Below are 26,954 nucleotides of genomic sequence, written 5' to 3' on the forward strand. Positions count from 1 at the left end.
CGGGCGGCAGCGGTCAGGCCCCCGACGCACGCACAAACGAGGCGGTCCCGGCCCCCCTCAGGAGGCCGGGTTGGTAATTCGCGCCATACGCGCCATGACCCACGCCGGATGCAGCATCGCGCGGGATATTAGCGGTGTGGGCGGTGCGGTCAAGGCGCGGCGCCTCCGGGTGCGTCAGTCGAAGCTGGCCTTGCCGCCGTGGGCGGCGGACCAGCCGACCGGGTCGTTCAGGAACTTCTCGACCTCCGACAGGGTGTTCTCGTCGAAGTACTGGTTCTCGCGGGCGACCTTCAGCACGTCCCACCAGGTGCACAGCTCGTGCAGGCGGACGCCGATGCGGTCCATGTTGGTCTTCGACTGCGGGAAAATGCCGTAGTGGAAGATCACGAAGCTGTCGGTCACGGTGGCCCCGCCGTTGCGCAGCGCCGTGACGAAGTTCTCCTTGCTCTTGCCGTCGGTGGCGAGGTCCTCGACCAGGATGACCCGCTGCCCCTCGGTCAGCACGCCCTCGATCTGGGCGTTGCGGCCGAAGCCCTTGGGCTTCTTGCGGACATACTGCATGGGCAGCTCCAGCCGCTCGGCGATCCAGGCGGCGAAGGGGATGCCCGCCGTCTCGCCGCCGGCCACCGCGTCGATGCTCTCGTAGCCGATTTCGCGCTCGATGGTCTGGACGGCGAAGTCCATCAGAGCCTTGCGGGCGCGCGGGAAGGACACGATGCGCCGGCAGTCGGTGTAGACCGGGCTCGCCCAGCCGGAGGTGAAGATGAAGGGCGTCTCGGCGTTGAAATGCAGCGCCTTGATTTCCAGCAGGATCTTCGCGGCGGTGGCGGCGATGGTAGCCCGGTCACCATTGGCAGGGGCGGGCAAAGCGGCGGTGGTCATGGCCTAACGGCTCCCAGGGAGGCTCAAACTGCCCCGTGTGTAGCCCCCCGGCGTGCGAATCGCAATGGGGCGGGCTTGCCCTGCGCCGTCACTTTCCCGGCAGCGCCAGCGTGATGCAGCGGGTCAGCACCGGGTTGCCGGTCATCTCGCGGTAGGCTTGGACGATGGCGGGCTCGGCGGTCTTGCACTGCTCCATCGTCTGGAACTCGATGGTGGTCGGGCCGCCCTGATTCAGGATGAACAGCAGAAGGATCACGCGGTCCATCGCTCAACCCTCCGTCCGCGGTTCCTTGGCCAGCACGGCGCGGGCGGCGTCGGCGTCCTGGACGATCTGGTCCTTCAGCTCGTTGAAGCTGCCGAACTTGCGCTCCGGCCGCAGGAACTCGATGAGCTGCACGCGCAGATGCTGGCCGTAGAGGTCGCCGTCGAAGTCGAGGATGTGGGTCTCCAGCCGTTCCACCGTTCCGCCCACGGTCGGGCGGCGGCCCAGGTTGGCGACGCCGTTGCGCCAGACCGTGCCGGCCCCCTGGTCCACTCCGGTGCGCACCGCGTAGACGCCGAAAGCGGGGCGCAGATAGTCGGCCAGCTCGACGTTGGCGGTCGGGAAGCCGATGGTGCGACCCTTGTGGTCGCCATGCTCCACGCGCCCCTCGATCTCCCAGGGGGCGCCGAGCAGCCGGGCGGCCTCGCGCGGGTCGCCGGCGATCAGGGCGTCGCGCACGCGGGTGGAGGAGTAGACGCCGTCCGCATCGTCGGCCACCGGCCCGACCTCGGTCACGCCGAAGCCGTGGGCCGCGCCGGCCTGCCGCAGCAGGGCGGGGTCGCCGCCGCGGCCGTGGCCGAACAGGAAGTCGTAGCCGCAGACGACGTGCCGGACGCCGAGCCCGGCCACCAGATCCTCCTGGATGAAGGCGTCGGCGGTCTTGTGCAGGAAGCTCTCGTCGAAATGGCAGACGAACAGCAGGTCGACCCCCAGCGCCTCGATGTGGCGGGCCTTGACGCGGAAGGGCGACAGGCGGAAGGGGGCGTCGTCCGGGCGGAAGACGGAGCGGGGGTGCGGCTCGAAGGTCATCACCGCCGACGGTGCGCCGAGATCGCGGGCGATCCGCTGGGCGGTGGCGATCACCGCCTGATGGCCGCGGTGCACCCCGTCGAAGTTGCCAAGGGCGACGACGGCCCCGCGGGCGTCCTCCGGCAGGTCGGCGGTGTGTCGGAACAATCGCATGCGTCACGCCCTGATGGTCTGCGGGCCGCGGACGGCCCCCGGAAACGATGGCGGCCCGCCGGGGCGGGCCATGCCATGGGCGTCTTATATAGACCGGTGCCGGCGCGTGGTCTACGCACCGGCGACCGGCACATCGTTTCGATCTGTACAGGCTTGCCCGCCTTGAGGGTTTGGCGGGGTCAGCCGCGCGACGGAACCATCAGCAGGGCCTCGCCCTCGATCACCACCGTCTCGCCGACGGTACAGACCGTGCGGACGACGACGCGGCGCTTCTCCGGGATCACCTCGGTGACGGTGGCGCGGGCGGTCACCGTGTCGCCGGCGCGGACCGGCGCCTTGAAGCGGACGGTCTGGCTCATGTAGATGGCGCCCGGACCCGGCAGCTTGGTGCCGAGAACGGCGGAGATGAAGCTGACGCTCAGCATGCCGTGGGCGATGCGGCCCTGGAACATGGTGCCGCTGGCGTATTCCTGGTTCAGGTGGACCGGGTTGGTGTCGCCGGAGATGCCGGCGAACAGCACGATGTCCGCCTCGGTAACCGTCTTCGCGAAGGACGCCGTCATGCCGACGGTCAAATCCTCGATGCAGTGGCCCTCGTTGTCCTTCAGGACTTGGCGAACATCATCCATACCGCGGTTCCTTTTCATCAAGCACCGGCCGGAAGCGCCGGCCGTGCGGTGCGACAACACGTATGGTGCAATGCGATATATGCACTGCAACCACGTGATGGCAACACGACTCGCCTGAAAAAGTGAAAAAACCGCTAACCTCTTTCGAAAGAGGAGGCAGTCGACGCGCTCCGCCTATTTCCCACCTATTTCCTGGGTCTCGGCGATTTCAGTTCCGTGACAGTAAAAGTACGGGGCGGGCAGTTAATATGTGTACTGACAATTCGTCTTGCTGCGCCGCGGAATGCGCGGCGGCTCGGGGGCTGACGGCTTGACTTCGCGCCGCGGCGGCCAACCGTCACCTTTCATCCCCCCGAACCGCGATGGAACCCGACCCATGCCCCACCGCTTCGCGCTGGTCACCGGCGGCACCTCCGGCATCGGCGCCGGCTTCGCCCGCGCCTTGCCCACCGACACCGGCCTTCTGCTGGCCGCCCGAAACGCCGAGGCCCTCAACACCGCGAAGACGGAGCTGGAGTCCGCCGGGCGCCGGGTCGAGGTGCTGGCCACCGACCTGACCACCGACGCGGGGCGGGACGCGCTGATCCAGAAGGCCGAGACGCTGGAGATCGACCTGCTCATCAACAACGCCGGGTCCGGCGCCTTCGGACCGGTGCTCGACAACAGCCCGGAGGCGGAGCGGACGACGGTGGAGCTGAATGTGGTGGCGACCACGGTGCTGACCCGTGCGCTGCTGCCCGGCATGATCGAACGGGCGGCCCGCGACGGGCGGCGGGCCGGTCTGATCCTGCTGTCGAGCACGGCGGCCTTCCAGCCGATCCCGTTCCTTGGGACCTACTGCGCCAGCAAGAGCTTCGTCCTGGCCTATGGCGAGGCGTTGGCGACGGAGCTGAAGCGCAAGCCGGTGGATGTGCTGGTGCTGTGCCCCGGCGCCACCCGCACCGCCTTCGGCAAGCGGGCGGGCTTCGCCCTGAACGCGCTGCCGGGGGCCGCCGATCCGCTGGACGTGGCGCGGGAAGGGTTGCAGGCGCTGGGGCGCCGCACGGTGCATGTGCATGGCTTCGGCACCCGCAACATGCTGCGCCCCTTCCTGTGGTCGCGCCACGCGGCGTCGGACGGGCTGGGCGCGCTGCTGGCCGCCTTCGACCGGGGGCAGCGCGCCAGTCGGTCCGTCCGCACACCGCGAGAGGGGGCTTAGCGGTCGGAGCCCGAACCGCTCTGCCGGTCGGCGGCGGACGAACCCGAGAGGGCGGCGCCGCTGCCCTTCTTCTGCGAGCCGGGCTGTTCCGCCACCTGCGTCTGGTCGGCCTTCTCGGCCTTGGCCTCGACCTTCTCCTTCACGGCCTCGGTCGGCTGTTCGGACGGCTTGGCCTCGACACGGACCGGGGCCACGCCGTCCTCGATCATGTCGAGCTGCTTGGCGGCCTTCTTCGACAGGTCGATGACCCGACCGTCCACATAGGGGCCGCGGTCGTTGATGATGACGTCGATGCTCTTGCCGTTGTCCTGGTTGGTCACGGTGACCTTGCTGCCCAGCGGCAGCTCGCGCGAGGCGGCGGTCGGCTTGTTCTGGTCGAAGCGCTCGCCGCTGGCCGTCTTCTTGCCATGGAACGAGCCGCCGTAGAAGGACGCCTCGCCCTCGTGGACGAGCACCGGCTCGCCTTCGTCCGTGCGCTCCACGGCGATCGGCGGCACCGACGCGTCCTTGGGGCTTTGCGCTTTTGAGGAAGGCTGGGCCTGGGCGGCGGCCATGGGGGACAGGGTCAGGGACAGGGCGCAAAGCGCCATGGACAGTGTACGCACCATGTGCATTCGAATGTACCTCCCAATGGACCTCGACAACACCTGGGGGAGGACGGGGGTTCCACTGGATGGCCGGCGGATGGCCGCCGGACGCTGGACCCGCGCCGTGCGTTGATGCTTCAATCGTCCCGTCAGCGAGGGAGAGCGCAGGAATGGCCGTGAGCGTGGCGGATCTGGGTGTGGAGCCACGGTTCGGCTGGGTGACAATGGCGGACGGGACGCGGCTGCGCACCGCCCATTGGACGGCCACAAAAGTCCCGCCGCGCGGCGCCGCGCTGCTGCTGACCGGCCGGGCGGAGTTCATCGAGAAATACGCCGAGACGGCGGGGGAGATGCTGGCGCGTGGCTTCGAGGTCTTCGCCTTCGACTGGCGCAACCAGGGCCTGTCCGACCGGCCTCTGCCCAACCGGCAGATCCATCACCTGGACAGCTTCGACACGCTGGCCGGCGATCTCCACGAGGTGGTGGAGCAGCTGGTGAGGCCGCGGCAGCGCGGGCCGCTGCTGCTGGTCGCCCACAGCATGGGCGGGCTGGTCGCCCTGATGGCCCTGCTGCGCGACCCGGCCCTGTGCGACGCGGCGGTGCTGACCGCGCCGATGTTCGACATCTTCACCGGCCCGGTGCCGCGCCGCATGGCGGTCTGGCTGGCCGAGCGCCTCTGCGCCCGCGGGCGGGCCGCCGAATACGCCTTCGGCCAGCACGACTACGATCCGGTGGAGGGGCTGTTCACCCCGGTCAACCCGATCACCTCTGACCCCCGCCGCTACGCCACCTACCACGACGCCTTCCGTGACCGGCCCGAGCTGCGGGTGGGCGGGGTCAGCTTCGGCTGGGTGCGGGCGGCCCTGCGCGCCTCCGACCACATCCGCTTCACCGCCCCGCTGGAGCGGGTGACGACTCCCATCCTGCTGCTCAGCGCCCCCGCCGACGCCGTGGTCCGCTCGGAGGCGCACCGGCTGGCCGCCGCCCGGCTGGGCAACGCCGTGCTCAAGGAGCATCCCGACGCCAAGCACGAGCTGCTGATGGAGCGCGACGACGTCCGAGACCGGGTGTGGGCGGATATCGACGCCTTCCTGGCGGCCCTCCATCTGTAAGTCGGGCATCCGTAAGCCGGGCTGTGCTAGGTCCTTGGTATGGGCGCCTGGGTATGGGCGTCCGCGCGCCCACATGAGGGACGCTTTGCGACCGCTTTTCTGTTCAAGGGTCTGCCTTCCATGTCCGATTTCTGGAAAGAGTCCGGTTTCCATCTGCTGACGCGCGACGCCGACGGTTGGCTGACGGTCACGCCGGACTTCCTGCGCGCCTATCTGATGCGGCCGGAGATGCGCCCGCCCGAGGACGCCTGCGAGACCGAGCACACGCTGTTCGCCGGCCTGCTCGACGATCCCGCCCGCCCCGTCCCGCCGGGCATGGTCGAGGCGCTGGCCGACGCGGACGCGCGGGAGAACTGGGCGGTCTGGCTGGGCTTCCGCGACCGGCTGCTCGCCGCCGGCACGGTCGAGGGCTGCTACCTCCGCCTGTTCCGCGAGGGCGCGCGGGGCGTGCCGGGGCTGTTCATCGACCAGATGGCCCACGTGATCCTGCGCAACCTGCTGGACGGCACGCCGTCGGGCCTGCGCGCGCGGGCGGGGGAACTGTTCTTCCGGCCCCAGACGGTGTCGGTGGACGATGGGCGCGTCCGGCTGGCCGACAGCGAGACGGTGGAGATGCTGGCCGCGACCGGCGGCTTCGGCAGCCTGGGGCGGCTGGTGGTGGAGGCCGGGACCGCCCCGCGCTCCGTCGATCTCGACATCCTCGACGAGACCAACCACCCCCACTATTGGGCGCGCGACTCGCGGCACGACACCGTGCTCGATGTGACCTTCGCCGCGGCCGGGCTGGACGCGCTGTGCCGCGTCCTGGAGGGCTGGGTGGCGCATTTCCTGGGGGTGGCGGTGTCGATCCATCCCGTGCAGCGGATCAGCGACGAGCGCTGGGTTTGGCATGTCGGGCTGGACGGGGAGGCCACGGCGATCCTCAACGACCTCTACAACGGAGCGGAGGTGGGGGAGGACCGGCTCGCCCGCATCCTGTCGCTGTTCCGGCTGGAGTTCGCCGATCCCGCGGCCATGCGCGCCGACATCGCCGGACGGCCCGTCTATCTGGCCCTGGCGATGACCGCCGACCGCAAGCTGCGCCTGAAGCCGCAGAACCTGCTGGTCAATCTGCCTCTGGCGCAGATGAACTGACCGATAATCCTATAACCGTACTTTCGGTGTGACTATCTGCCGCCCCGGCTGCGGGTGGGCGACGGCTTATAAGGATGTTTCCTGAAGGGGGAAACGTCATGCAATTAAACACAACGCAGCCGAAGACGATGAAGCCGAACCTTGCCGACCCGCGCTGGCAGACGATGGAGTGGCAGAACGGCTTCGGCGTCGGGAACGCCGTGATCGACGCCGACCACAAGCGTCTGTTCGAATTGTTCAACGAATTCGTCACCGCGGTGAACGAGTTCCGCGCCGACAGCGAAATCCAGGATGTGCTGGGGGACCTGCTCGACTACACCGACACGCATTTCGACCGGGAAGAGACGCTGATGCGCGAGCACGGCTATCCCGATTACGCCGTCCACAAGGCGCTGCACGACAGCTTCGTCCGCCAGCTGCACGACGTGAACAGCGCTCTGGACGCGGGTGGGGAGAAGGGCGCCTTCGTGCTGGGCTTCCTCGCCAAGTGGCTGTCGGGCCACATCCTGGGCGTCGACATGAAGCTGGGCGCCTACCTGCGCGAGCGCGGCGTGGAGGCGTAAAAGGCAAAGCCCCTCCCCCGGGGTGGGAGAGGGGCTTTGCAGCCTGATGGTTACTGCTTGTTCGACTCGCCGCTGTGCTTCGGGCCGCGGTTCAGCGAAGTCATGCTGTCGTTGTACTGGAACTCCGGCATGTCGCGCACGCTCGCCTGGGTGACGTCGCGCAGCGTGATCGGGCCGTTGCCCGGCAGCACGTCGGCCAGCGCGATGTCGGCCGCGATCTCCTTGCCGCCGATGCCGAGGAAGCCGCCGCTCTGGATCACCAGGAGCTGCGCGTTGCCGTCCGGGCCGAGAATGACGTCGGTCACCTTGCCGACCTTCTCGCCGTCCGCCCCGATCACCGTGCGGCTCATCAGATGCTCGACGCTGGCGCCGCCCGTGGCGTTGCCTGTGGGGCCGGCCGGCCGGGCGCTCTGGCCCTGGTCCATGATGACCGAGTTGGGGGCCTGGGAGCTCGGGGCCTGGGTGGAGCCGCCGGTGCCGGTCTGGGCCGCGGCGGCGCCGGTCATCAGCGCCAGGGCGGACAGGGTCGCGATCACCGTCTTGTGCATGGAAGCTCTCCTCGTTGCACGAAACCGACCCTTCCAACCGGGGAAGGCGGGAAAGGTCACGCGGGGAGCCCTGTGACATCCTGCGGCTGATATCGTGCGGCGACTCGGGACGCGCTTTGAGAGGCCTCGCCACGGGGCCGGTCCAGCGGGCAAAAGTGGGTCTGCGGGTGTGGGAGCCGGAGAAGGGCGTACCGCCGATTCGCCCCCCGTGGCTCCTGCGGTCGGAGGGGGCCGGCGACCCCGCGAAAGTGACGGATTCCTTACAGAAATCGGGCGCCGGAGGCGTTCGGCGCGGGACTAGATGTGGGGGTGGGGTGATTTTTCCCGGGAACCGCCGGCGGCTTGGTCCGTTGACCTGACGCGCCATATCTAGGAGGTGGCTCCGCGTCAAGCACACAATATCTTGGGCCGGGCCTTGCTTGGTCCAAAGCTTGAGGCTAGGATGCGCACCAACATACAGGGTGTTGCGTTCGTCAGCCAGCGCGAGCTGCGCCGCACGGAGCGCGACACCTTTGTTCGCCAGCCAGAGGGAGCACGAGTCACATGCGGGTCCAGCGTCGTTTCACGAAAGAGGGTCAGGATGCTTACGCCGCTCTCGGCTTCCGCCGCACGACGAGCGAGATCCGCAACCCTGACGGCTCTGTGGTCTTCCAGCAGACGGACATCGAGGTTCCCGAGAATTACAGCCAAGTCGCCAGCGACATCCTGGCCCAGAAGTACTTCCGCAAGGCCGGCGTTCCGGTCGCCCTGAAGGCGGTCGAGGAGAACACCGTCCCGTCCTGGCTGTGGCGCAAGACCGCCGATGAATCGGCTCTGGCGGCGCTGCCGAAGGAGAAGCGCTATTCCGGCGAGAAGTCGGCCAAGCAGGTCTTCGACCGTCTGGCCGGCACCTGGACCTACTGGGGCTGGAAGGGCGGCTATTTCGACACCGAGGCCGACGCCCGCGCCTTCTTCGACGAGATGCGCTTCATGCTGGCCGCCCAGATGGCGGCCCCGAACAGCCCGCAGTGGTTCAACACCGGCCTGCACTGGGCCTACGGCATCGACGGCCCGAGCCAGGGCCACTTCTACGTCGATTTCAAGACCGGCCTGCTGACCTCGTCTGCCTCGGCCTACGAGCACCCGCAACCGCACGCCTGCTTCATCCAGTCCGTCGCCGACGATCTGGTGAACGAGGGCGGCATCATGGACCTGTGGGTCCGCGAGGCGCGCCTGTTCAAGTATGGCTCGGGCACCGGCTCCAACTTCTCCCGCCTGCGCGGCGAGGGTGAGAAGCTGGCTGGCGGCGGCAAGTCGTCGGGCCTGATGAGCTTCCTGAAGATCGGCGACCGCGCGGCGGGCGCCATCAAGTCGGGCGGCACCACCCGTCGTGCCGCCAAGATGGTCACGGTGGACATGGACCACCCGGACATCGAGGCCTACATCGACTGGAAGGTGACCGAGGAGCAGAAGGTCGCCGCGCTCGTCACCGGCTCGAAGATCTGCCAGCAGCACCTGACCGCCATCATGGCCGCCGCCCAGGACGGCCAGGACCCGAAGGTCAACAAGGAGCTGAAGAAGGCCATCGTCGCCGCCCGCAAGGCGCAGGTGCCGGAGAACTACGTCCAGCGCGTGATCCAGTTCGCCGGCCAGGGCTTCACCAGCCTCGAGTTCAAGACCTACAACACCGATTGGGATTCGGACGCCTACCTGACGGTGGCCGGCCAGAACTCCAACAACTCGGTGCGCATCTCCGACGACTTCATCCAGGCCGTCCTGAACGACGACGAGTGGAAGCTGATCCGCCGCACCGACGGCACGGTCCACCGCACGCTGCGCGCCCGCGACCTGTGGGACAAGGTCGGCTACGCCGCCTGGGCCTGCGCCGATCCGGGCGTGCAGTTCGACACCACGATCAACGACTGGCACACCTGCCCGGCCTCGGGGCGCATCAACGCCTCGAATCCGTGCTCGGAGTACATGTTCCTCGACGACACGGCCTGCAACCTCGCCTCGCTGAACCTGATGTCGTTCCGTCTGAAGGACGGTTCCTTCGACGTCGAGGCGTTCGAGCACGCCTGCCGCCTGTGGACCATGGTGCTGGAAATCTCCGTGCTGATGGCGCAGTTCCCGTCCAAGGAGATCGCCCAACTGTCCTACGAGTTCCGCACGCTGGGCCTGGGCTTCGCCAACCTCGGCGGCCTGCTGATGTCCTCCGGCCTGCCCTACGACTCGGCGGAAGGCCGCGCCTACTGCGCCGCCATCTCCGCGGTGATGACCGGCGTCGCCTACGCCACCTCCGCCGAGATGGCGCAGGAGCTGGGCGCCTTCCCGGCCTATGAGCAGAACCGCGACCACATGCTGCGGGTCATCCGCAACCACCGCCGCGCCGCCTGCGGCGAGATGGAGGGCTACGAGGGCCTGTCGGTCAAGCCGGTGCCCTTCGTCGCCGACGAGTGCCCGGAGCAGGAACTGGCGATGGCCGCCGTCCGCGCCTGGGACATGGCGCTGGAACTGGGCGAGCAGCACGGCTTCCGCAACGCCCAGGCCACGGTGGTCGCCCCGACCGGCACCATCGGTCTGGTCATGGATTGCGACACCACGGGCATCGAGCCGGACTTCGCGCTGGTGAAGTTCAAGAAGCTGGCCGGCGGCGGTTATTTCAAGATCGTCAACCGTCTGGTGCCGGAGGCCCTGCGCACGCTGGGCTACACCGCCGACGAGATCGCCGCGATCGAGCGCTACGCGGTCGGCCACGGCACGCTGAAGGGCGCCCCCGGCGTCAACCACGAGACCCTGGCCGCCAAGGGCTTCCCGGCCGAGGTGCTGGAGAAGCTGGAGGGCAACCTCGCCACCGCCTTCGACATCAAGTTCGCCTTCAACCGCTGGACGGTCGGCGCCGACGTCATCGTCGACACGCTGGGCATCCCCGCCGAGCAGATGGACGCCCCGGGCTTCGACCTGCTGACCGCTCTCGGCTTCACCAAGGCCGAGCTCGAGGCGGCGAACACCTTCTGCTGCGGCGCCATGACGCTGGAAGGCGCGCCCTTCCTGAAGGACGAGCATCTGCCGGTGTTCGACTGCGCCAACCCTTGCGGCCGCATCGGCAAGCGCTTCCTGTCCTGGGAATCGCACATCACCATGATGGCCGCCTCGCAGCCCTTCATCTCCGGCGCCATCTCCAAGACCATCAACATGCCGAACACGGCGACGGTCGAGGAGTGCAAGGACGCCTACCTTCTGTCCTGGCGCCTGGGCATCAAGGCCAACGCGCTGTACCGCGACGGCTCCAAGCTGAGCCAGCCGCTCTCCGCCGCCCTGCTGGACGACGAGGAGGACGCGGTCGAGGAGATCGTCGAGGCGGCGAACGCCACCCGCACCCAGATGGTCTCCGAGCGTATCGTCGAGAAGGTCGTGGAGCGGATCATCGAGCGCAAGCGCACCGAGCGCGAGCGCCTGCCGCACCGCCGCAAGGGCTACACCCAGAAGGCGACCGTCGGCGGCCACAAGATCTACCTGCGCACCGGCGAGTATGAGGACGGCCGCATCGGCGAGATCTTCATCGACATGCACAAGGAGGGCGCCGCCTTCCGCTCGCTGATGAACAACTTCGCCATCGCGGTGTCGATCGGCCTGCAGTACGGCGTGCCGCTGGAAGAGTTCGTGGAGGCCTTCACCTTCACCCGCTTCGAGCCGTCGGGCATGGTGACCGGCAACGACACCATCAAGATGGCGACCTCGGTCATCGACTACATCTTCCGCGAGATCGCCATCTCCTACCTGGGCCGCACCGATCTGGCGCACGCCACGCCGGAGGATCTGGTGCCCTTCACGGTCGGCAGCGGCGACAAGCAGGGCGACCTGCCGGAGACCGGCGCGGTCCAGCCGTCGGACATCGTCCGCAAGGTCGCGTCCACCGGCTATGTCCGCAACAACCTGCGCGTCCTGAACGGCGGGCAGACCCAGCGGGTCTCGGCCGCGGCGGCCCTGGCCGCCACCGGCACCGCGGCCCAGGCCACGGCGTCCGCCGCCCACGCGGCGGTGGCCTCCAGCCCGGCGGTCGGCGCCGCGGTGGTCCATGCCGGCGGCACGGCCCCGGTCGGCGGCACCACCGGCACGGCCTACGGCGGCAGCAACAGCGACCAGCGCTACGACCGCATCCGCGAGGCCCGCGCCCGCGGCTACGAGGGGGATCAGTGCGGGGAGTGCGGCAACATGACGCTTGTCCGCAACGGCACCTGCCTGAAGTGCGACACCTGCGGCTCCACCACGGGCTGCAGCTGAGGCCAGCCGGTTCCATCCCCGGCATGGCGTGGAAAAGGGGAGGTCCTCGGACCTCCCCTTTTTTCATGCGCACTTCTATGCGGCCTTCTATGCGGGCTCCGGTGAGAGCGCGCTCCGGCGGGGTCAGACCGGGATGTTGGGGAAGACGCGGCCGGACAGTTGGGCGTCGGCCAGTTCCGCCGGGACGGCGTCGCGCTCCTTCAGCCAGCGGGCGAACTGGCGGTCGGCGGAGTTGATGTGCAGCATCAGCCATTGCGGCAGGAAGCTCGCCAGATACTCGGCGATGTTCTCCTCCGGCACGTTGCCGGTGGTGAAGGCGTGCAGCTGCTCCCAGGCCAGGGAATGCTGGACGAGATGGTCGGCCAGGAAGGGATAGCCGGCCTCCTCCATCACCTTCTGCTCGCTGGCGAAGTGAATCTCCGTATAGACCACCGCGTCGGCCAGTGTCCGATAGACTTCCTTGCGGGAGCGGCCCTCGGCGACGGCGGTGTGGAAGGCCTGGACCAGTTCGATCCACTGCTTGTGCTGCTCGTCGATGTCCTCGATGCCCAGCGCAAGATCCTCGCTCCAGACGAGATCCTGAAAATTCTCGGTGGGCATGTCCATGATCGAAATGACTCGGCTTAAGGTGGTGGGAGTTTGGGCATCATAGTCCGGGTCGTATGTGCATCAATGGATTGAATTGAGATAAATTGTCGCGGTTTCGGCGGTGACCCGCGACGCGCGCCGAGGTTCCGCGTCCTTGCCGGAGGCCCGTTGCGGGTCAATATGCGGGCCAGTGACGACACAGCCGACGGGATGCGCCATGCGCCGTGCCATGAACCGCCGCCTCCGCCTTTTGCCGCTGCTCGCCGCGCTGGCGCTGCCGCCGCTCCACGCCGCGACGGCCCAGGACGCGGGGTCCCAGACCGCGCCCGCCCAGAATACGCCCGCCCAGAATGCCCCAGCCCAGAATGCCCCAGCCCAGAATGCCCCAGCCCAGAATGCGCCAGTCCAGAATGCGCCGAAGCCGGCGGAGCGGCCCGGCGGGTTCGACGCCCAGCGCAGCGAGACCAGGCACCAGCTGCCCCTGCCGTCCGGTCCGCTCGCCTACACGGCGGTGGCGGAGTTCCTGCCCCTGCGCGACGGCCAGCGCGACGAGGCGGCGGCCCGTGTCTTCACGGTCACCTACACACTGGACGGGGACGCACGGGAGGATGCGCCCCGCGGCCGGCGGCCGGTCGCCTTCGTGTTCAACGGCGGGCCGGGGGCGTCCTCGGCCTATCTGCATCTGGGCGCCCTGGGGCCGAAGGTGGTCGGCTTCAACGAGGACGGGTCGCTGACCCGCCCGCCGGCCCCGCTGCTCGACAACCCGGACAGCTGGCTGGCCTTCACCGATCTGGTCTTCGTCGATCCGGTCGGCACCGGCTACAGCCGGGGCATCCGGCGTGACGGTGGCAAGGAGGAGGGCGCGCGGCGGGAGGAGGATCCCGGCAAGCGTTTCTGGTCGGTCGACGCCGACAGCCGGGCCATGGCCGAGATTGTCCGCCTCTGGCTGACCCGCAACGGCCGTTGGGAGTCGCCGAAGTTCCTGGTGGGGGAAAGCTACGGCGGCTTCCGCATCGCCAAGATGGCCAACCGCCTGATCGGCGACACCGGCATTGCGGTCAACGGGCTCATCATGGTGTCGCCGGTGGTCGATTTCGCCACCATCCGCGGCGGCGGCGGGCTTCTGGTGCCGGCGCTGCGGCTGCCCTCCTACGCCGCCTCGGCTGCCGCCAACGGTCTGGTGTCCGGCACCCCGGAGCAGGCGGCGGCGGCGGCGGAGCGCTACGCGCTCGGCGGTTATCTCACCGGGCTGGCCGGGCTTGACTACCGCCGGGCCGGCGCGGCGCAGGGCTTCTTCGCCGAGGTGGCGCGGACCACCGGCCTGCCGGAGGAACTGGTGACCCGCTTCCGCGGCGAGATCCCCACCGATGTCTTCGCCCGCGAGCTGCTGCGCGGGAAGGGGCAGGTGACCAGCGTCTATGACGGCACCTTCACCGCCGCGGACCCCGACCCGTCGGCGGCGCGCCTTCCCTTCGATCCCTTCCTGAAGGGCACGGTGCCGACCTACACCACCGCCTTCGCAGCCTATGCCCACACGTGGCTGGGCGTGCGGACGGAGGTGCCGTTCGACCTGCTCAGCGACCGGGTGAACCGGGGCTGGGAGTGGCCACGCTCCGGCCAGCCCAGCGCGGTGGACGACCTCCAATCCGCCCTGACTCTGCAGCCGGCGCTGCGGGTGCTGATCGCCCATGGGCGCACCGACCTCATCACCCCCTACATGGCGTCGCGCTGGGTGGCGTCTCGCCTGGAGCTGCCGGAGGAGCAGGCCGACCGGGTCGCCGTGACGGTCTATGAGGGCGGGCACATGATGTACACCCGCGCGCCCGAGCGCGCGAAGCTGGCCGCCGACGCGCGGGCCCTGGTCGAGGCGGCGCTGCGGTAAGGTCGGCGGGCAGCCAATGGAATGTGACCAAAAGAAACAGGCGCCCCGGTCGGGGCGCCTGCTGCGCAATGCCTTTGCCTTGGCCTGTGGTCGCCGGCTGGACCTTGCCGGTTAGAACAGACGCAGGATCGACTGCTGCGACTGGTTGGCCAGCGAGAGGGCGATGGTGCCGAGCTGCTGACGGGTCTGCAGCATCAGCAGGCTCGCGCCTTCCTCGTTCTGGTCGGCCAGCGTCAGCTTGTTGGCGCCTTCGACCAGCACGTCGCTGAACTCCTTGGTGAAGGTCTCGCGGGTCGTGATGATGTTCAGGTTGGTCGACAGCGTCTGCGAGGCCGACCGCAGGGTCTGCTTCGCGTAGTCGATGCTGGAGACCGCCTTGTCGATGTCGGCGCGGTCGGTCCAATCGTTCTGCGCGTAGTCCAGACGCAGGCCCTGGCCGCTGGTGGTCAGGTTCTGGGACTGCACCGTGATCGCGTTGGTGTTGCGCTCGTTGAGCTGCACCGTCAGATCGTTCGAGGTGTTGGCGTCGGTCACCTGCACCGAGACCAGGTTGGCCGCGGAGTTGGCCGCCGCCGCCTGCTTGATGCTCTTCTGATCGACGTTGAAGCGCACCGTGCCGGTGTCGAACGCAAAGGAGTTCTCGCCTTCCGACAGCTTGCCCTCGCCGCGCTTGGACATGCCGTCGCGGGTCACCGTGGCGCCGTTCAGGTTGCTGACCTGGATCTGGATGTCGACCTTCTTCTCGATGACCGAGATGCCGTTGCCGTTGTTGGCGGCCTGCTCCAGAAGGTTGCGGTCCACCGTGAAGGACACGATGGTGCCCGACGCGAAGCTCTCGGAGATGCGCTTGGTCAGGGCGTTCTCGGCCGTCGCCTTGACGGTCATCTCGCGAGCGGCGTTGGTCGTCGTCGCGCCCGACAGCGTGATCGTGCCGGTCGAGCTGGTCGTGACGGTCTGGACGTCCTTGCCGCTGAGGCGGCCGTTGGCGCCCAGCGCGTTGTTGATCGACGCCTTCAGCTGGTTGGCGATGTTGATGCGGGCGGTCTGCCCGATCGACACGTCGCCGGCGGTGGCGGTGTAGGTGAAGGTCTGGTCTTCGACGGTGATGGTGAAGCTGTCGCCGGCCTCGATCGTCCCACCCATCGACACCTGGGTGATCTGCGCGGTGCCCGACTTGGCCGCGGTCGTCGTGTTGGCAGCCATGGTCTGGCTGTTGTCGAAGTAGGTGATCGTGCGCGACTCGTTGCCGTCCGTGATGATGAACGACCGCTCGCGGCCCTTGGCGCCGCGGACCTCGATCTGCACGTCGGAGAAGCTGCCGAGCGAGGTCGCCATCGTGCCGGAGAGCTTCAGGCCGACCAGGCCGTGGGCCATCTCAGCGCTGTTGATCTCGCCGGCCGCGCCCTCGATCGAGCCGTCGCCCTTGACGCGCACCGTGTAGGTGTCGGTCGACACGACGTTGGTGACGCGGGCGTTCTCGATGCCCTGGATGGTGTTGACGGCGCGGCGCGATTCGCTGGTGGAGTCCAGACGCAGGCCGTTGCCGGCCAGCAGGTTCTTGCCGGCATAGCCGCTGTCGCCGGCCAGCTTGTCGATCTGCTCCTTCAGCGCGTTGAACTGGGCGGACAGCGTCTTGCGGGTGGCGACGGAGCCGGCGTCGGTGCCGAGCGCGGAATAGGCGGCGGTGGTCAGGCCGCGCGCCTGCTCGATCATGCTTTCGATCGCGGTCACGCCCTTGTCGGCGGCCTTGATGGTGCTGATCGACTGACCCATGGCGTCCTTCAACGACGACAGGTCACCGGCGCGCTGGGTCAGGCTCTTCGCTGCGAAGAACGAAGTCGGGCCGTCGAGCGCCGAGTTGATCTTGTTGCCGGTCGAGAGGATGTTCTGCTTGACACCGATCTTGTCGTTCACGCTCTGCAGCTGCAGCAGATTCGTGCGCATTGACGCGGTGAGGGTGACGTCGTTGATGGCCATGGTTCCAAGTCTCCTTCTGAGGCTCGCCCCGCGGCTGGTGCTTGAAACCGAAGCGAGGCAACGTGCATTTGCGCGTTCCTCCCCTATCAAGACCCGTGCCAGTTCCTGAAAAACTCAATAAGCCATTGTTTTTGCGTCGGTTAATTGGGGGTTGCGCGATGCCTCGGCGATGATCGGCCGGACATCCCTTCCCATGCCGGTGGAAAGTTTTGCCGGGCAGAAAGGGTGTTGCGCCCCGGAGTCCGGGACAAAACTACCCAGTTGGGGGAGGTGCCGCGGGCGCCGGTAAGCTCTTGGTGCCGGCCGGGGAGGGGGCTATCGTCGGGGTATGGCGCCCAGCGGGCGCACCGATTGGGCCGCCAAGCACCGGAGTGTTCCCGGCGCCCGCAACAAAGACGGAGGGATGAAGCATGGCCGGACGCATCGAGGCGCGGCTTCAGGAGTTGGGGATCGAGCTGCCGCAGGCGGCGGCCCCGGTGGCGGCCTATGTGCCCTTCACCCTGTCGGGCAACACGCTCTACGTGTCGGGGCAGGTCACCGTGTGGAACGGCGAGCGCCGCTTCATCGGCAAGCTGGGCCAGGACTTCACGGTGGAGCAGGGCCAACAGGCGGCGCGGCTGTGCGCGCTGAACATCATCGCCCAGGCGAAGGCGGCCTGCGGCGGCGACCTCGACCGGGTGGCGCGCGTGCTGCGTCTGGGCGGCTTCGTGAACGGCACCCCGGACTTCCACGACCAGCCGCTGGTGATCAACGGCGCGTCGGAGCTGATGATGCAGGTCTTCGGCGACGCCGGGAAGCACGCCCGCGCCGCGGTCGGCGCCCCGTCGCTGCCCGGCAACGTGGCCGTCGAGGTGGACGCCATCCTCGAACTGGCCTGATCCAACCTTCGGATCGGGGGGAGGGGCGGGCCTCTTGCCGCGGCGCGGCGAAGCGCCCACCTCCCTCGGCGTATCCGCGAAGGAGAGAGCATGCCCGACGGCAAGGACACCGGCCCCGGCGCCGACCCGGAGGCCGGGGGGACGATCACCGTCAAGGTCCTGACCGGCATCGGCCAGGCCGATCCCCAGGAATGGGACGCCTGCGCCGGGCCGGACAACCCGTTCCTCAGCCACGCCTTCCTGCTGGCGCTGGAGGAATCGGGGTCGGCCATCGGCCGCACCGGCTGGCAGCCCAGCCACCTCGCCGCCCTCGACGGGGCGGGGCGGATCATCGGCGCGGTGCCGCTCTATCTGAAGAACCATTCCTACGGCGAGTATGTCTTCGACCACGCCTGGGCGCACGCCTATGAGCGGGCGGGCGGGCAGTATTACCCGAAGCTGCAATGCGCCGTGCCCTTCACCCCGGTTCCGGGGCCGCGCCTGCTCGTCCGGCAAGGGGCGGGGGAGGCGGTCGCCGGCGCCTTGATCCAGGGGATGGAGGAGGTGGCGCGGCGCTACGGCGTCTCCTCCGTCCATGTCACCTTTCCGGAGGAGGCCGACTGGCGCCGTCTCGGCGCGGCCGGCTGGCTGCTGCGGGAAGGCGTGCAGTATCATTGGGAGAACCGCGGCTACGCCAGCTTCGACGATTTCCTGGGAACGCTGAACAGCCGCAAGCGCAAGGCCATCCGCAAGGAGCGGCGCGAGGTGGCGGAGAGCAGCGTCCGGCTTCACAGCCTGACCGGCGCCGACCTGAAGCCGGAGCATTGGGACGCCTTCCACCGCTTCTATCTGGAGACCGCCGACCGGAAATGGGGCGGCGGCTATCTGAACCGTGCCTTCTTCCGGCTTCTGGGCGAGACCATGGCCGACCGGGTCATGCTGGTGATGTGCGAGGACAACGGGGAATGGGTGGCCGGCGCCCTGAACCTGATCGGGGCCGACGCCCTCTATGGCCGCAACTGGGGCTCCGACGGCAGCTACCGTTTCCTGCATTTCGAGGCGTGCTACTACCGCGCGCTGGACTTCGCCATCGAGCGCGGCCTCGGCCGGGTCGAGGCCGGCGCCCAGGGGGAGCACAAGATCCAGCGCGGCTATCTGCCGGTGCCGACCTACAGCGCCCACTGGGTGGCCGACCCCGGCTTCCACCGCGCCATCGCTGACTACCTGCGCCGCGAGCGGCCCGGCGTCGCGGCGGAGCGGGAGGCGCTGATGGAGCTGTCCCCCTACCGCCAGGATGGCGCATCGGAATGATTGCGGCGGATCAGTAGGGAACGCGGTCGGGCCGGGCGGCCCATTCGTCGAAGACCGCGCGCGCCTCGTCGGCCAGCAAACGCTGCATGGGGACCGCCCGCTGTTCCAGCGGCAGGGCGATTTCGGTGTAGAGGAAGGCGTCGTCGAAGCCGATGGCCGCCGCGTCGTCGCGTCCGTTGGCGTAGACGATGCGCCCGATCCGCGCCCAGTAGATGGCCGACAGGCACATCGGGCAGGGCTCGCAGCTCGTGTAGACGGTGGCGCCGGCGAGGCTGAAGCTGCCGAGGTCGCGGCAGGCGTTGCGGATGGCGACGACCTCGGCGTGCGCCGTCGGGTCGTTGCTGGAGGTCACGCAGTTCCAGCCCTCGCCGATGATCCGGCCGTCCCGCGCGATGACCGCGCCGAAGGGGCCGCCGGCGTTGCCCTGCATGTGTGTGCGGCTGAGCGCGATGGCGCGGCGCAGGCAATCGGTATCGAAACTCGTCATGATTTCCCTCTCCCAAGCCCCAACCGCGTTGTGGTTCAATCGTTTAGTGACTGTTCGACAGCCTCGGCCCGGCATGCGCACGGGGCATTGCAGGGGCGGCGGACGATTGGGGATTTCCCCTTTACTGCCCCTGCGCAAGGCGTAGTGTGGGCGGGACCAGCCGACCGACGGACCCGCCCGATGACCGACCGCACCATGGATTTCCTGAAGCAGGTGCGGGACCATCTATTCTATCTCAAACTGAAGCCGGGCGGGGTGCGCCTTCAGGCGAAGGGCGTCGATCTGTCGAGGCTGCGCCTGAAGGGCTTCAATCTGCAAACGGCCATCCTCACCCAGGGCAATTTCTCCGACGCCCAGCTCGAGGAGGTCAGCTTCGCCATGTCCGACCTGTTCGGGGCGAATTTCAGCCGGGCGAAGCTGGTGGGCTCCTCCTTCGCGCGGGCGGACCTGCGCGGGGCGAACTTTCTGAAGGCCGACCTGACCCGCACCGACTTCGAGGGGGCTGACCTGCGCCCCGGCCAGATCATGGTGCACCGCGCCGGGCGCGACGAGGATGAGGAGGAGCGGCGGCCGGCCAACCTGAAGGACGCGCGGCTGGACGGCGTCAGCTTCAAGGGCGCCGACCTCAGCCACGCCGAGTTGGCCAACGCCTCGACGGCCGGCGGTGACTTCAGCAACGCCAACCTGTTCGCCGCCAATCTGGCCGGTGCCGACCTGACCGAGGCGAATTTCAGCGGGGCCAAGATGAAGCGCGCCGTGCTGAACGGCGCCAACCTGACCCGCGCCGTCCTGCGCAACGCCGACCTGCGCGAGGCGACCCTGCGCAACGTCGATCTGACCGTGGCGGACACCCACGGCGCCAACCTGAGCGGCGCCGTCTACATGCGCAACGCCGACGCCCTGCCGACGCCGGTGCGCGGCGTGCTGGACGCCCACATCCTGTGGATCAACAGCGGCGGCGGGGCCGGGCTGCGGGCGGATTTCACCGGGATGGACCTGCGCGGGCTGGACCTGACCGCCTGCGACCTGTCGGGCGGGGTGTTCCGCGACGCCAACCTGGACGAGGCCCGGCTGTCCAACGCCTCGCTCTCGCTGGCCGATTTCGGCGGGGCCAGCCTGCGCCGGGCGCGGCTCGACCAGGCGGTCATGACCGGGGCGAACCTGAGCGGCGCCGACCTGACCGGGGCGGACCTCCACGGCGCCGACCTCGGCATGGTGGACCTGCGCAACCCGGACGGCACGCCGACCGGGCGGAGCTGGCCGGCCAACCTGACCGGCGCCACCCTGACCGCCGCCGACCTGCGCGGCGCCCGGCTGACCGGAGCGAAGCTGGCCGGCGCCAGTTTCGAGATGGCCAACCTCGCCTCCGCCGACCTGCGCGGCTGCGACGATGCGGCGGCGAACCTGTCGAAGGCCAGCCTGATGGGCGCCCGCAGGGGCCCGCTGGAGACGCGGCCGCCGCGCGACGGCGGCGGCCCCCTCATCGCCCTGTAACCGTTACTTCCAGGCGGCGAGCACCGCGGCGGCGGTGGAATCGCGCAAGGGCGCGCGTTCGGGCGGGGTGCCGCCGTCGACGCGCAGGCCCATCAGGGTCTCCACCAACGGCTCCGGCCCCGGCGTGACGCGGATCTGGCCGCGGGCGGCGATGTGCGGGTGGTCCGGCATCTCCGCCAGCGTCGGCAGCGCCTCGAAGCAGCAGTCCACGGGGTCGAGCAACCCCTTCCAATCGGCGAGACTGCGGCTGGCGAACAGGGCGTCTAGCTCCGCGATCAGGTCACTCTGGGGCAACGGGTCGCCCTGCCGGGCGGTCCAGTCGGGCCGTCCCACCGCCTCGCAGAAGCCTTGCCAGAACTTGGCCTCCAGCGCCGACAGGGTGGCGAAGCGGCCGTCGGCGGTGCGGTAGATGCGGTAGCAGGCGGCCCCGCCGGACAGCAGCGCCTCGCCGCGCCCCGGCACCTCGCCGCGGGCGTCGGCGGTCAGGTTGAAACCCTGCCAGCCCAGCACCGTCTCCATGATCGACAGGTCGAGGAAGCAGCCTTCGCCGCTGCGCTGGCGCCCGAACAGGGCGGCGACCACCGCCAGCGCCGCCTGCTGGGCCGAGGCGAAGTCGGCGACCGGCGGGTGGCTGATCGAGGGGCGGTCGGGCGTGCCCGAGGAGTCCAGGCCGCCGCCGACCGCCATGTAGTTCAGGTCATGGCCGGCCCGCCGGGCGTAAGGACCGCCGCTGCCCCAGCCGGACAGGCTGGCGTGGACCAGCCCTGGGTTCAGCGCGCGCAGCCGGGCGTGGCCCACCCCCAGCTTGTCCAGCACGCCGGGGCGGTAGCTTTCCACCAGGGCGTCGGCCCCGACGATCAAGGTCTCGAAGGCGGCGCGGTCGCCCTCGTCCTTCAGGTTCAGGCGGATGACCGTCTTGCCGGCGTTCAGCAGCTTGTAGGCGGCGGTCGTGCCGTCGGCGTCGGTGGGACCCATCCGGCGCAGCGGGTCGCCGCTCGGCGGCTCCACCTTCACCACTTCGGCGCCGAGGTCGGCCAGCATCTGGGCGGCGTAGGGCCCCGGCAGATACTGGCCGAGGTCGATGACGCGCAGTCCGCTCAGGAAGGGCAGGGGCATGGTGCGTTTCCTTGTTCTTCGTTTTTGGGGGTCTGTCTGGTGGCGCCGCCGGGACGAGTGTCCGCGATGGGGCGTCAGGAATGCAACCGTCCGCCCTTCACATTCGTGCCGCCTCCACCGTCGATATCAGACCGATGGTGAGGAGGAAAACATGTCCACGGCCAAGGCTTCCAAGTACAAGGTCTACAAGGATCACCGCAACGAATGGCGCTGGACCTTCCACGCCGCCAACGGCGAAGTCATCGCCGTCAGCAGCGAGGGCTACACGGCCGAGCGCGATTGCCTGCACGGCATCGTCCTGATGAAGGCGTCCAACGACGCGGTCGTCGTGGTCGAGGAATGATGGTCGAGGAATAACCGCCCGGCGGCCCGCCGACCGGACAAAAAGAAAGGGGGCCTTGCGGCCCCCTTTTTCGCGTTCCGTGCGAGCCGGCGTCATTCCGCCAGTTCGTGCACGACCTCGTCCTCGTCCTCGTCGCCGGAGCGCCGCTTGCGCGACCCCTCGGTGTACTCGAAGGCGGGCTTGTCGTCCTTCACGGTGACCTTGACCAGACCGCCCTTGGCGAGCTTGCCGAACAGCAGCTCCTCCGCCAGCGGCTTCTTCAGGTGCTCCTGGATCACGCGGCCCAGCGGACGCGCGCCGTAGAGCGGGTCGTAGCCCTTCTTGCCCAGCCACTCGCGGGCCTGATCGTCGAGTTCGATCGTGACGCCGCGGTCCTCGAGCTGCGCCTCCATCTGCATGATGAACTTGTCCACCACGCGGTTGATGACCTCCTGGGTCAGCGGCGCGAAGGGGATGATCGCATCCAGACGGTTGCGGAACTCCGGCGTGAACAGCTTCTCGACCGCTTCCATGTCCTCGCCGACCCGACGCTCGCGCTCGAAGCCGATGGCCGGCTTGGCCATGTCCGAGGCGCCCGCGTTGGAGGTCATGATGAGGATGACGTTGCGGAAGTCCACCGTCTTGCCGTTGTGGTCGGTCAGCTTGCCGTGATCCATGATCTGCAACAGGATGTTGAACAGATCCGGATGGGCTTTCTCGATCTCGTCGAGCAGCAGCACGCAATGCGGATGCTGGTCGATGGCGTCGGTCAGCAGGCCGCCCTGGTCGAACCCGACATAGCCCGGAGGGGCGCCGATCAGGCGGGAGACCGTGTGCCGCTCCATGTACTCCGACATGTCGAAGCGGGTCAGCTCGATGCCCAGCGTGAGGGAGAGCTGGCGGGCCACCTCGGTCTTGCCGACGCCGGTCGGGCCGGTGAACAGGTAGTTGCCGATCGGCTTCTCCGGTTCGCGCAGGCCGGCGCGGGCCAGCTTGATGGCGGAGACCAGCGCGTCGATGGCCTTGTTCTGGCCGAAGACCATGGTCTTCAGGTCGCGCTCCAGGTTGAGGAGCGTCTCCTTGTCGTCGCGGCTGACCGACTTCGGCGGGATGCGGGCGATCTTGGCGACCACCGCCTCCACGTCCTTGACGGAGATCTTCTTCTTCCGCTTGTTCTCCGGCAGCAGCATCTGCGCGGCGCCGACCTCGTCGATGATGTCGATGGCCTTGTCCGGCAGCTTGCGGTCGCCGATGTACTTCGCGGACAGCTCCACCGCCGAACGGATCGCGTCGTTGGTGTAGCTCACCCGGTGATGCTTTTCGTAGTAGGTCTTGATCCCCTGGAGGATCTTGATCGCATCCTCGACCGTCGGCTCGTTGACGTCGATCTTCTGGAAGCGCCGGACGAGCGCCCGGTCCTTCTCGAAATAGTTCCGGTATTCCTTGTAGGTCGTCGAACCGATGCAACGCAGCGAGCCGGAGGCGAGGGCCGGCTTCAGCAGGTTCGAGGCGTCCATCGCACCGCCCGAGGTCGCACCGGCGCCGATGACCGTGTGGATCTCGTCGATGAAGAGGACGGCACCTTCCGTGGCCTCCAGTTCGGAGACGACGGCCTTGAGGCGCTCTTCGAAGTCGCCGCGGTACCGCGTACCGGCGAGCAGGGAGCCCATGTCGAGCGCGAAGATGGTGGCGCCCTTCAGCACCTCCGGAACCTCGCCATGGACGATGCGGCGGGCCAGCCCCTCGGCGATGGCGGTCTTGCCGACACCGGGGTCACCGACATACAGCGGGTTGTTCTTCGACCGCCGGCACAGGATCTGGATGGTCCGTTCGACCTCCTGCTCCCGTCCGATCAGCGGATCGATCTTCCCGCTGGCCGCCTTCTTGTTCAGGTTGACGCAATAAGCCTCTAGGGCTTCGCTGCCTTTCTTCACGACCTTCTCCGCCGCCGCGTCCTCGTCGGCTCCGGTAACGCGCTTCGCTTCCGAGCGGCCCGGGGCCTTCGCGATTCCGTGAGAGATGTAGTTCACCGCGTCGAAACGGGTCATCTCCTGCTCCTGCAGGAAATAGACCGCGTGGCTTTCGCGTTCAGAGAACAGGGCGACGAGCACATTTGCTCCCGTCACCTCTTCACGCCCCGACGACTGGACGTGGATGGCCGCGCGTTGCAGCACCCGCTGGAAGCCAGCCGTCGGCTTGGCATCATCGGGCCTGTTCGTGATCAGGTTCGCAAGCTCGTTGTCGAGGTAATCCGAGAGTTCGGCGCGCAGTCGGTCCAGATCGACCCCACAAGCGCGCAAGACGGCCATGGCATCGGCATCCTCGGTCAATGCGAGCAGCAAGTGTTCGAGCGTCGCGTATTCGTGCCTGCGCTCGTTCGCATGGGCCAGGGCTCGGTGCAGCGTCTGTTCCAAGTTACGCGACAGCATCTGTGGCCTTAATCCTTTTCTAGCGTACATTGCAGCGGGTGCTGGTTCTGGCGCGCAAAGTCCATCACCTGCGTGACTTTCGTCTCCGCCACTTCGTAGGTGAACACGCCGCACAAGCCCACACCCCGCCGGTGCACATGCAGCATGATCCGCGTAGCCTCCTCGCGCGACTTGGCAAAGAAGCGCTCCAAGACATGAACGACGAATTCCATAGGTGTGTAGTCGTCGTTCAACATCAAGACCTTATACATCGAGGGCTTTTTAGTCTTAGGCTTGGTTTTGATAACCACGCCCGTGGTGGTGCCCTCGTCGCCGTGCTTGTCGTTTTCGGCCATGGTCTCAACAGGTCAACATCGCGATGTACGTCGCATGAATGATATGAGAACTCCGGGCGCGGTGGGAAGGGGCCGTTTTCGGTGAGTCCCCATTTGGGAGAGGCCCATTCGGAACAAGACCTGCCCGGCTACCCCGGAATTGGTGGATAAACCCGTGCGCTGCGGCGGAATGGCCGCACCGTCGTGCCATAAATGGCACGGCCGGCATCCTGTACATGTCCACCGCACCCAAAACAAACAAGCCCGGCGGTCGAAACCGCCGGGCTTACCCGGAACTTCACAATGCCGTGAGGCGGCAGGATTTAAAGCGGTACCGCCTTGCGCCGTCCGCACCCCCGGACGGTAGCGTCCCGGGGGCGACGGAGGTGGGAGCCGCCCCGGCCTCGCGGCCGGGTCTATGGAATTGCTGGCTCCGGGACATTTTGTCTCAGGCTGACGTCTGGGACCGGCCGGGATCAGGCGGCCTTCGCCGCGACCGGCTTGGACAGCGTCTCGACCGTGACCTGGAGGCGGTCGTTGATCGGCGCGAAGGCGTCCTTGGCGGTCTTCAGCGACAGCTCCTGCAGCTTGGCGCTCTCCTTGACGAAGGTCTCGAAGCTCGCCTTGGCGAAGCTGCTCTGCAGCTCGACCAGCTCCTGGACGGTCTTGACGGCCAGCAGGGCCTTGCCGGTGGCGGCGCTCTTTTCCAGCGAGGACTGGGTGAAGGAGGCGACCTGCTTGCCGGCTTCCTCGGCGCCCTTGGCGACGATGGTGCCCGACTTCACGACGGCGTCGACGTTGCCCTTGGTCAGGGCGGTCAGCTCGTCGAAGCCCTTGAGGAGCTGGGCGGAGGCCTTCTCGAACTGCTCCTGCTGGGCCTTGACCAGGCCGTCCACGTTCTGCTTGGCGGCGGAGACGGCGTCTTCGAAGGTCTTGGTGGCGGCGGCGAACTTGTCGGTCATGGAACGGCTCCTCGAATTTCATCGGGTTGACCCGCGCCGGACCCACCGATTGGCGACCGCGCGGATGATCCGACCAGCGACCCCGTGGTTTCGGGCGTCGGGTCGATGCTGCAATGCAACATGACTAAACTTAGGGCAGGCGCTTGCGCTTGTCAACGGGATTTTGTGCGGTGCACAAAAACTTTGACGCGTCCCGGAGGCCCCTTTGCGCGCGGAGCCCGGCCGTCGGGGGACGGCCGGGCTCCGTGGTGTCGCCGTGCCGGCGGATCAGGCCGCGATCGGCTTGGACAGCGTGCTGACGGTGACCGACACGCGGTCCTTCAGCGGGGTCAGGGCCGCCGTGGCGACGCGGGTGCCGATGCCCTGGAGGCGGGAGGACTCCGCGACGAAGGCGTCGAAGCTGGCCTTCACATACTCGCTCTGGAGATCGACGACCTCCTTCAGTGACTTGGCGGTCAACAGGGCCTTGCCGGTGGTGACCGACTTGTCGAAGGAGGCCTGGGCGTAGGCGGTCACCTCGCGGGTCAGCTCCTCCGCGCCCTGGGTGGCGATGCTGCCGCTCTGGATCAGCGCCTCGACGTTGGCCTTGTTCAGGGCCTGCAGCTCGGAGGAGATCTTCAGGAGCTGCGCGGACAGCTTCTCGACCTGCTCCTTGGTGGCGGAGGCGGTCTGCTCGAACGTCTTCGCGGCCTGCTCCTGGCCGGCCTTGACGAAGCCCTCGACCTGCTCCTTGGCCTGGGCGGCGGCGTTCTCGAACGCCTGGGTGGGGGCGGGGGCCGGCTTGGCCTTCGTCACGGTCGTCATGCCTTGCGTTCCTTCCTTCGTCGAAGCCCGGCGCGCAATACCCGGACCGGCGGACCGTCCGCCAGCGGGGCGCAGACCGGCTGCGTTGGGTGTGGTCCGGAGCGATGCCGGACCGGAAAAATGCTGCACTGCAGCAATGGCTAAACTATGGGCAGATGTCCGTGGAGTCAACAAAGAATCTTGTGCGTCGCACAATATATCAGTTGAGCCCGGTCCCTTTGCTTGGGCGGTACGGCGCAAGCCCACCGTTCCGCCCCATGGGAAATCCGA

24 protein-coding genes are annotated in these 26,954 nt (G+C 68.1%); 10 read left to right on the forward strand and 14 right to left on the reverse strand.

The genetic code is table 11. The features are described 5' to 3' along the window. Positions 1-174 precede the first annotated feature (174 nt). From FBZ83_RS22610 to FBZ83_RS22620, 4 genes are all read right to left on the reverse strand, one after another. The gene (locus FBZ83_RS22610; RefSeq protein WP_145689012.1) at positions 175-882 is read right to left on the reverse strand and encodes an orotate phosphoribosyltransferase; all 708 of its coding nucleotides are present in this window, start codon (positions 880-882) and stop codon (positions 175-177) included. A gap of 88 nt (positions 883-970) precedes the next feature. After that, on the reverse strand, positions 971-1,147 hold the full coding sequence (locus FBZ83_RS31520) for a hypothetical protein (RefSeq protein ID WP_186466164.1): 177 nt from the start codon (positions 1,145-1,147) through the stop codon (positions 971-973). 3 nt (positions 1,148-1,150) lie between these two features. Next, entirely contained in the window at positions 1,151-2,107 is a 957-nt protein-coding gene (locus FBZ83_RS22615; protein ID WP_145689013.1) for a bifunctional riboflavin kinase/FAD synthetase, read from the reverse strand. 179 nt (positions 2,108-2,286) lie between these two features. After that, the gene (locus FBZ83_RS22620; RefSeq protein WP_119509160.1) at positions 2,287-2,736 is read right to left on the reverse strand and encodes a MaoC family dehydratase; all 450 of its coding nucleotides are present in this window, start codon (positions 2,734-2,736) and stop codon (positions 2,287-2,289) included. Positions 2,737-3,112: 376 nt separating this feature from the next. Here FBZ83_RS22620 and FBZ83_RS22625 point away from each other — a divergent pair, with 376 nt between their 5' ends. Beyond that, positions 3,113-3,934: an SDR family NAD(P)-dependent oxidoreductase gene (locus FBZ83_RS22625; RefSeq protein ID WP_186466165.1), complete on the forward strand. Its 822-nt coding sequence runs from the start codon at positions 3,113-3,115 to the stop codon at positions 3,932-3,934. Here FBZ83_RS22625 and FBZ83_RS22630 read toward each other — a convergent pair. Then, positions 3,931-4,548 (reverse strand): septal ring lytic transglycosylase RlpA family protein, encoded by a 618-nt coding sequence (locus tag FBZ83_RS22630; RefSeq protein ID WP_145689015.1) that lies wholly within the window; start codon positions 4,546-4,548, stop codon positions 3,931-3,933. The two genes, FBZ83_RS22625 and FBZ83_RS22630, sit on opposite strands and share 4 nt — an antisense overlap. Positions 4,549-4,691: 143 nt before the next feature. Here FBZ83_RS22630 and FBZ83_RS22635 point away from each other — a divergent pair, with 143 nt between their 5' ends. The 3 genes from FBZ83_RS22635 to FBZ83_RS22645 all read left to right on the forward strand — a co-directional run bounded on the left by FBZ83_RS22635 (position 4,692) and on the right by FBZ83_RS22645 (position 7,330). Further along, on the forward strand, positions 4,692-5,633 hold the full coding sequence (locus FBZ83_RS22635; RefSeq protein WP_145689016.1) for an alpha/beta fold hydrolase: 942 nt from the start codon (positions 4,692-4,694) through the stop codon (positions 5,631-5,633). A 120-nt stretch (positions 5,634-5,753) separates the two neighbouring features. Next, positions 5,754-6,767 (forward strand): DUF6352 family protein, encoded by a 1,014-nt coding sequence (locus tag FBZ83_RS22640; RefSeq protein ID WP_145689017.1) that lies wholly within the window; start codon positions 5,754-5,756, stop codon positions 6,765-6,767. A 98-nt stretch (positions 6,768-6,865) separates the two neighbouring features. Further along, the gene (locus FBZ83_RS22645) at positions 6,866-7,330 is read left to right on the forward strand and encodes a bacteriohemerythrin (RefSeq protein ID WP_186466166.1); all 465 of its coding nucleotides are present in this window, start codon (positions 6,866-6,868) and stop codon (positions 7,328-7,330) included. Positions 7,331-7,380: 50 nt separating this feature from the next. Here FBZ83_RS22645 and FBZ83_RS22650 read toward each other — a convergent pair whose 3' ends face one another. Then, positions 7,381-7,878 carry a PRC-barrel domain-containing protein gene (locus FBZ83_RS22650; RefSeq protein ID WP_145689019.1) on the reverse strand — a complete coding sequence of 166 codons (498 nt, stop codon included), beginning with the start codon at positions 7,876-7,878 and terminating at the stop codon, positions 7,381-7,383. 543 nt (positions 7,879-8,421) lie between these two features. Here FBZ83_RS22650 and FBZ83_RS22655 point away from each other — a divergent pair. Then, positions 8,422-12,141: a vitamin B12-dependent ribonucleotide reductase gene (locus tag FBZ83_RS22655; RefSeq protein WP_145689020.1), complete on the forward strand. Its 3,720-nt coding sequence runs from the start codon at positions 8,422-8,424 to the stop codon at positions 12,139-12,141. A 123-nt stretch (positions 12,142-12,264) separates the two neighbouring features. Here the strand turns inward: FBZ83_RS22655 and FBZ83_RS22660 are convergent, their stop codons facing one another. Beyond that, positions 12,265-12,747 carry a bacteriohemerythrin gene (locus FBZ83_RS22660; RefSeq protein WP_145689021.1) on the reverse strand — a complete coding sequence of 161 codons (483 nt, stop codon included), beginning with the start codon at positions 12,745-12,747 and terminating at the stop codon, positions 12,265-12,267. Between the two features lie 199 nt (positions 12,748-12,946). Here FBZ83_RS22660 and FBZ83_RS22665 point away from each other — a divergent pair, with 199 nt between their 5' ends. Further along, the gene (locus FBZ83_RS22665) at positions 12,947-14,611 is read left to right on the forward strand and encodes a S10 family peptidase (protein WP_145689022.1); all 1,665 of its coding nucleotides are present in this window, start codon (positions 12,947-12,949) and stop codon (positions 14,609-14,611) included. 111 nt (positions 14,612-14,722) lie between these two features. Here FBZ83_RS22665 and FBZ83_RS22670 read toward each other — a convergent pair whose 3' ends face one another. Next, positions 14,723-16,588 carry a flagellin gene (locus FBZ83_RS22670; RefSeq protein WP_145689023.1) on the reverse strand — a complete coding sequence of 622 codons (1,866 nt, stop codon included), beginning with the start codon at positions 16,586-16,588 and terminating at the stop codon, positions 14,723-14,725. A gap of 410 nt (positions 16,589-16,998) precedes the next feature. Between FBZ83_RS22670 and FBZ83_RS22675 the strand changes: the two genes are divergently transcribed. Beyond that, complete coding sequence (locus tag FBZ83_RS22675; RefSeq protein WP_145689024.1) at positions 16,999-17,466, forward strand: RidA family protein; 468 nt, start codon at positions 16,999-17,001, stop codon at positions 17,464-17,466. Between the two features lie 90 nt (positions 17,467-17,556). After that, on the forward strand, positions 17,557-18,756 hold the full coding sequence (locus FBZ83_RS22680; RefSeq protein WP_145689025.1) for a GNAT family N-acetyltransferase: 1,200 nt from the start codon (positions 17,557-17,559) through the stop codon (positions 18,754-18,756). A 10-nt stretch (positions 18,757-18,766) separates the two neighbouring features. Here the strand turns inward: FBZ83_RS22680 and FBZ83_RS22685 are convergent, their stop codons facing one another. Beyond that, positions 18,767-19,243, reverse strand: coding sequence for a nucleoside deaminase (locus FBZ83_RS22685; RefSeq protein ID WP_145689026.1), 477 nt, complete (start codon positions 19,241-19,243; stop codon positions 18,767-18,769). A gap of 180 nt (positions 19,244-19,423) precedes the next feature. Between FBZ83_RS22685 and FBZ83_RS22690 the strand changes: the two genes are divergently transcribed. After that, positions 19,424-20,737 (forward strand): pentapeptide repeat-containing protein, encoded by a 1,314-nt coding sequence (locus tag FBZ83_RS22690; RefSeq protein WP_145689027.1) that lies wholly within the window; start codon positions 19,424-19,426, stop codon positions 20,735-20,737. Positions 20,738-20,740: 3 nt separating this feature from the next. Here FBZ83_RS22690 and FBZ83_RS22695 read toward each other — a convergent pair whose 3' ends face one another. Beyond that, the gene (locus FBZ83_RS22695; protein WP_145689028.1) at positions 20,741-21,853 is read right to left on the reverse strand and encodes a CaiB/BaiF CoA transferase family protein; all 1,113 of its coding nucleotides are present in this window, start codon (positions 21,851-21,853) and stop codon (positions 20,741-20,743) included. A 151-nt stretch (positions 21,854-22,004) separates the two neighbouring features. On the opposite strand from FBZ83_RS22695, the gene FBZ83_RS22700 reads away from it, so the two are divergent. Continuing rightward, positions 22,005-22,196, forward strand: a complete 192-nt coding sequence (locus tag FBZ83_RS22700; RefSeq protein ID WP_145689029.1) for a YegP family protein — start codon at positions 22,005-22,007, stop codon at positions 22,194-22,196. 92 nt (positions 22,197-22,288) lie between these two features. Here the strand turns inward: FBZ83_RS22700 and clpA are convergent, their stop codons facing one another. The 4 genes from clpA to FBZ83_RS22720 all read right to left on the reverse strand — a co-directional run bounded on the left by clpA (position 22,289) and on the right by FBZ83_RS22720 (position 26,684). Next, the gene (clpA, locus tag FBZ83_RS22705) at positions 22,289-24,604 is read right to left on the reverse strand and encodes an ATP-dependent Clp protease ATP-binding subunit ClpA (protein ID WP_137140099.1); all 2,316 of its coding nucleotides are present in this window, start codon (positions 24,602-24,604) and stop codon (positions 22,289-22,291) included. Positions 24,605-24,612: 8 nt separating this feature from the next. Continuing rightward, on the reverse strand, positions 24,613-24,939 hold the full coding sequence (gene clpS / locus FBZ83_RS22710) for an ATP-dependent Clp protease adapter ClpS (protein ID WP_035672033.1): 327 nt from the start codon (positions 24,937-24,939) through the stop codon (positions 24,613-24,615). 455 nt (positions 24,940-25,394) lie between these two features. Then, positions 25,395-25,880, reverse strand: coding sequence for a phasin family protein (locus FBZ83_RS22715; protein WP_145689030.1), 486 nt, complete (start codon positions 25,878-25,880; stop codon positions 25,395-25,397). 267 nt (positions 25,881-26,147) lie between these two features. Further along, complete coding sequence (locus FBZ83_RS22720; RefSeq protein ID WP_114859191.1) at positions 26,148-26,684, reverse strand: phasin family protein; 537 nt, start codon at positions 26,682-26,684, stop codon at positions 26,148-26,150. Positions 26,685-26,954: the final 270 nt, after the last annotated feature.

The sequence above is a fragment of the Azospirillum brasilense genome (assembly GCF_007827815.1).
In the GTDB taxonomy this organism is placed as follows: domain Bacteria; phylum Pseudomonadota; class Alphaproteobacteria; order Azospirillales; family Azospirillaceae; genus Azospirillum; species Azospirillum brasilense_C.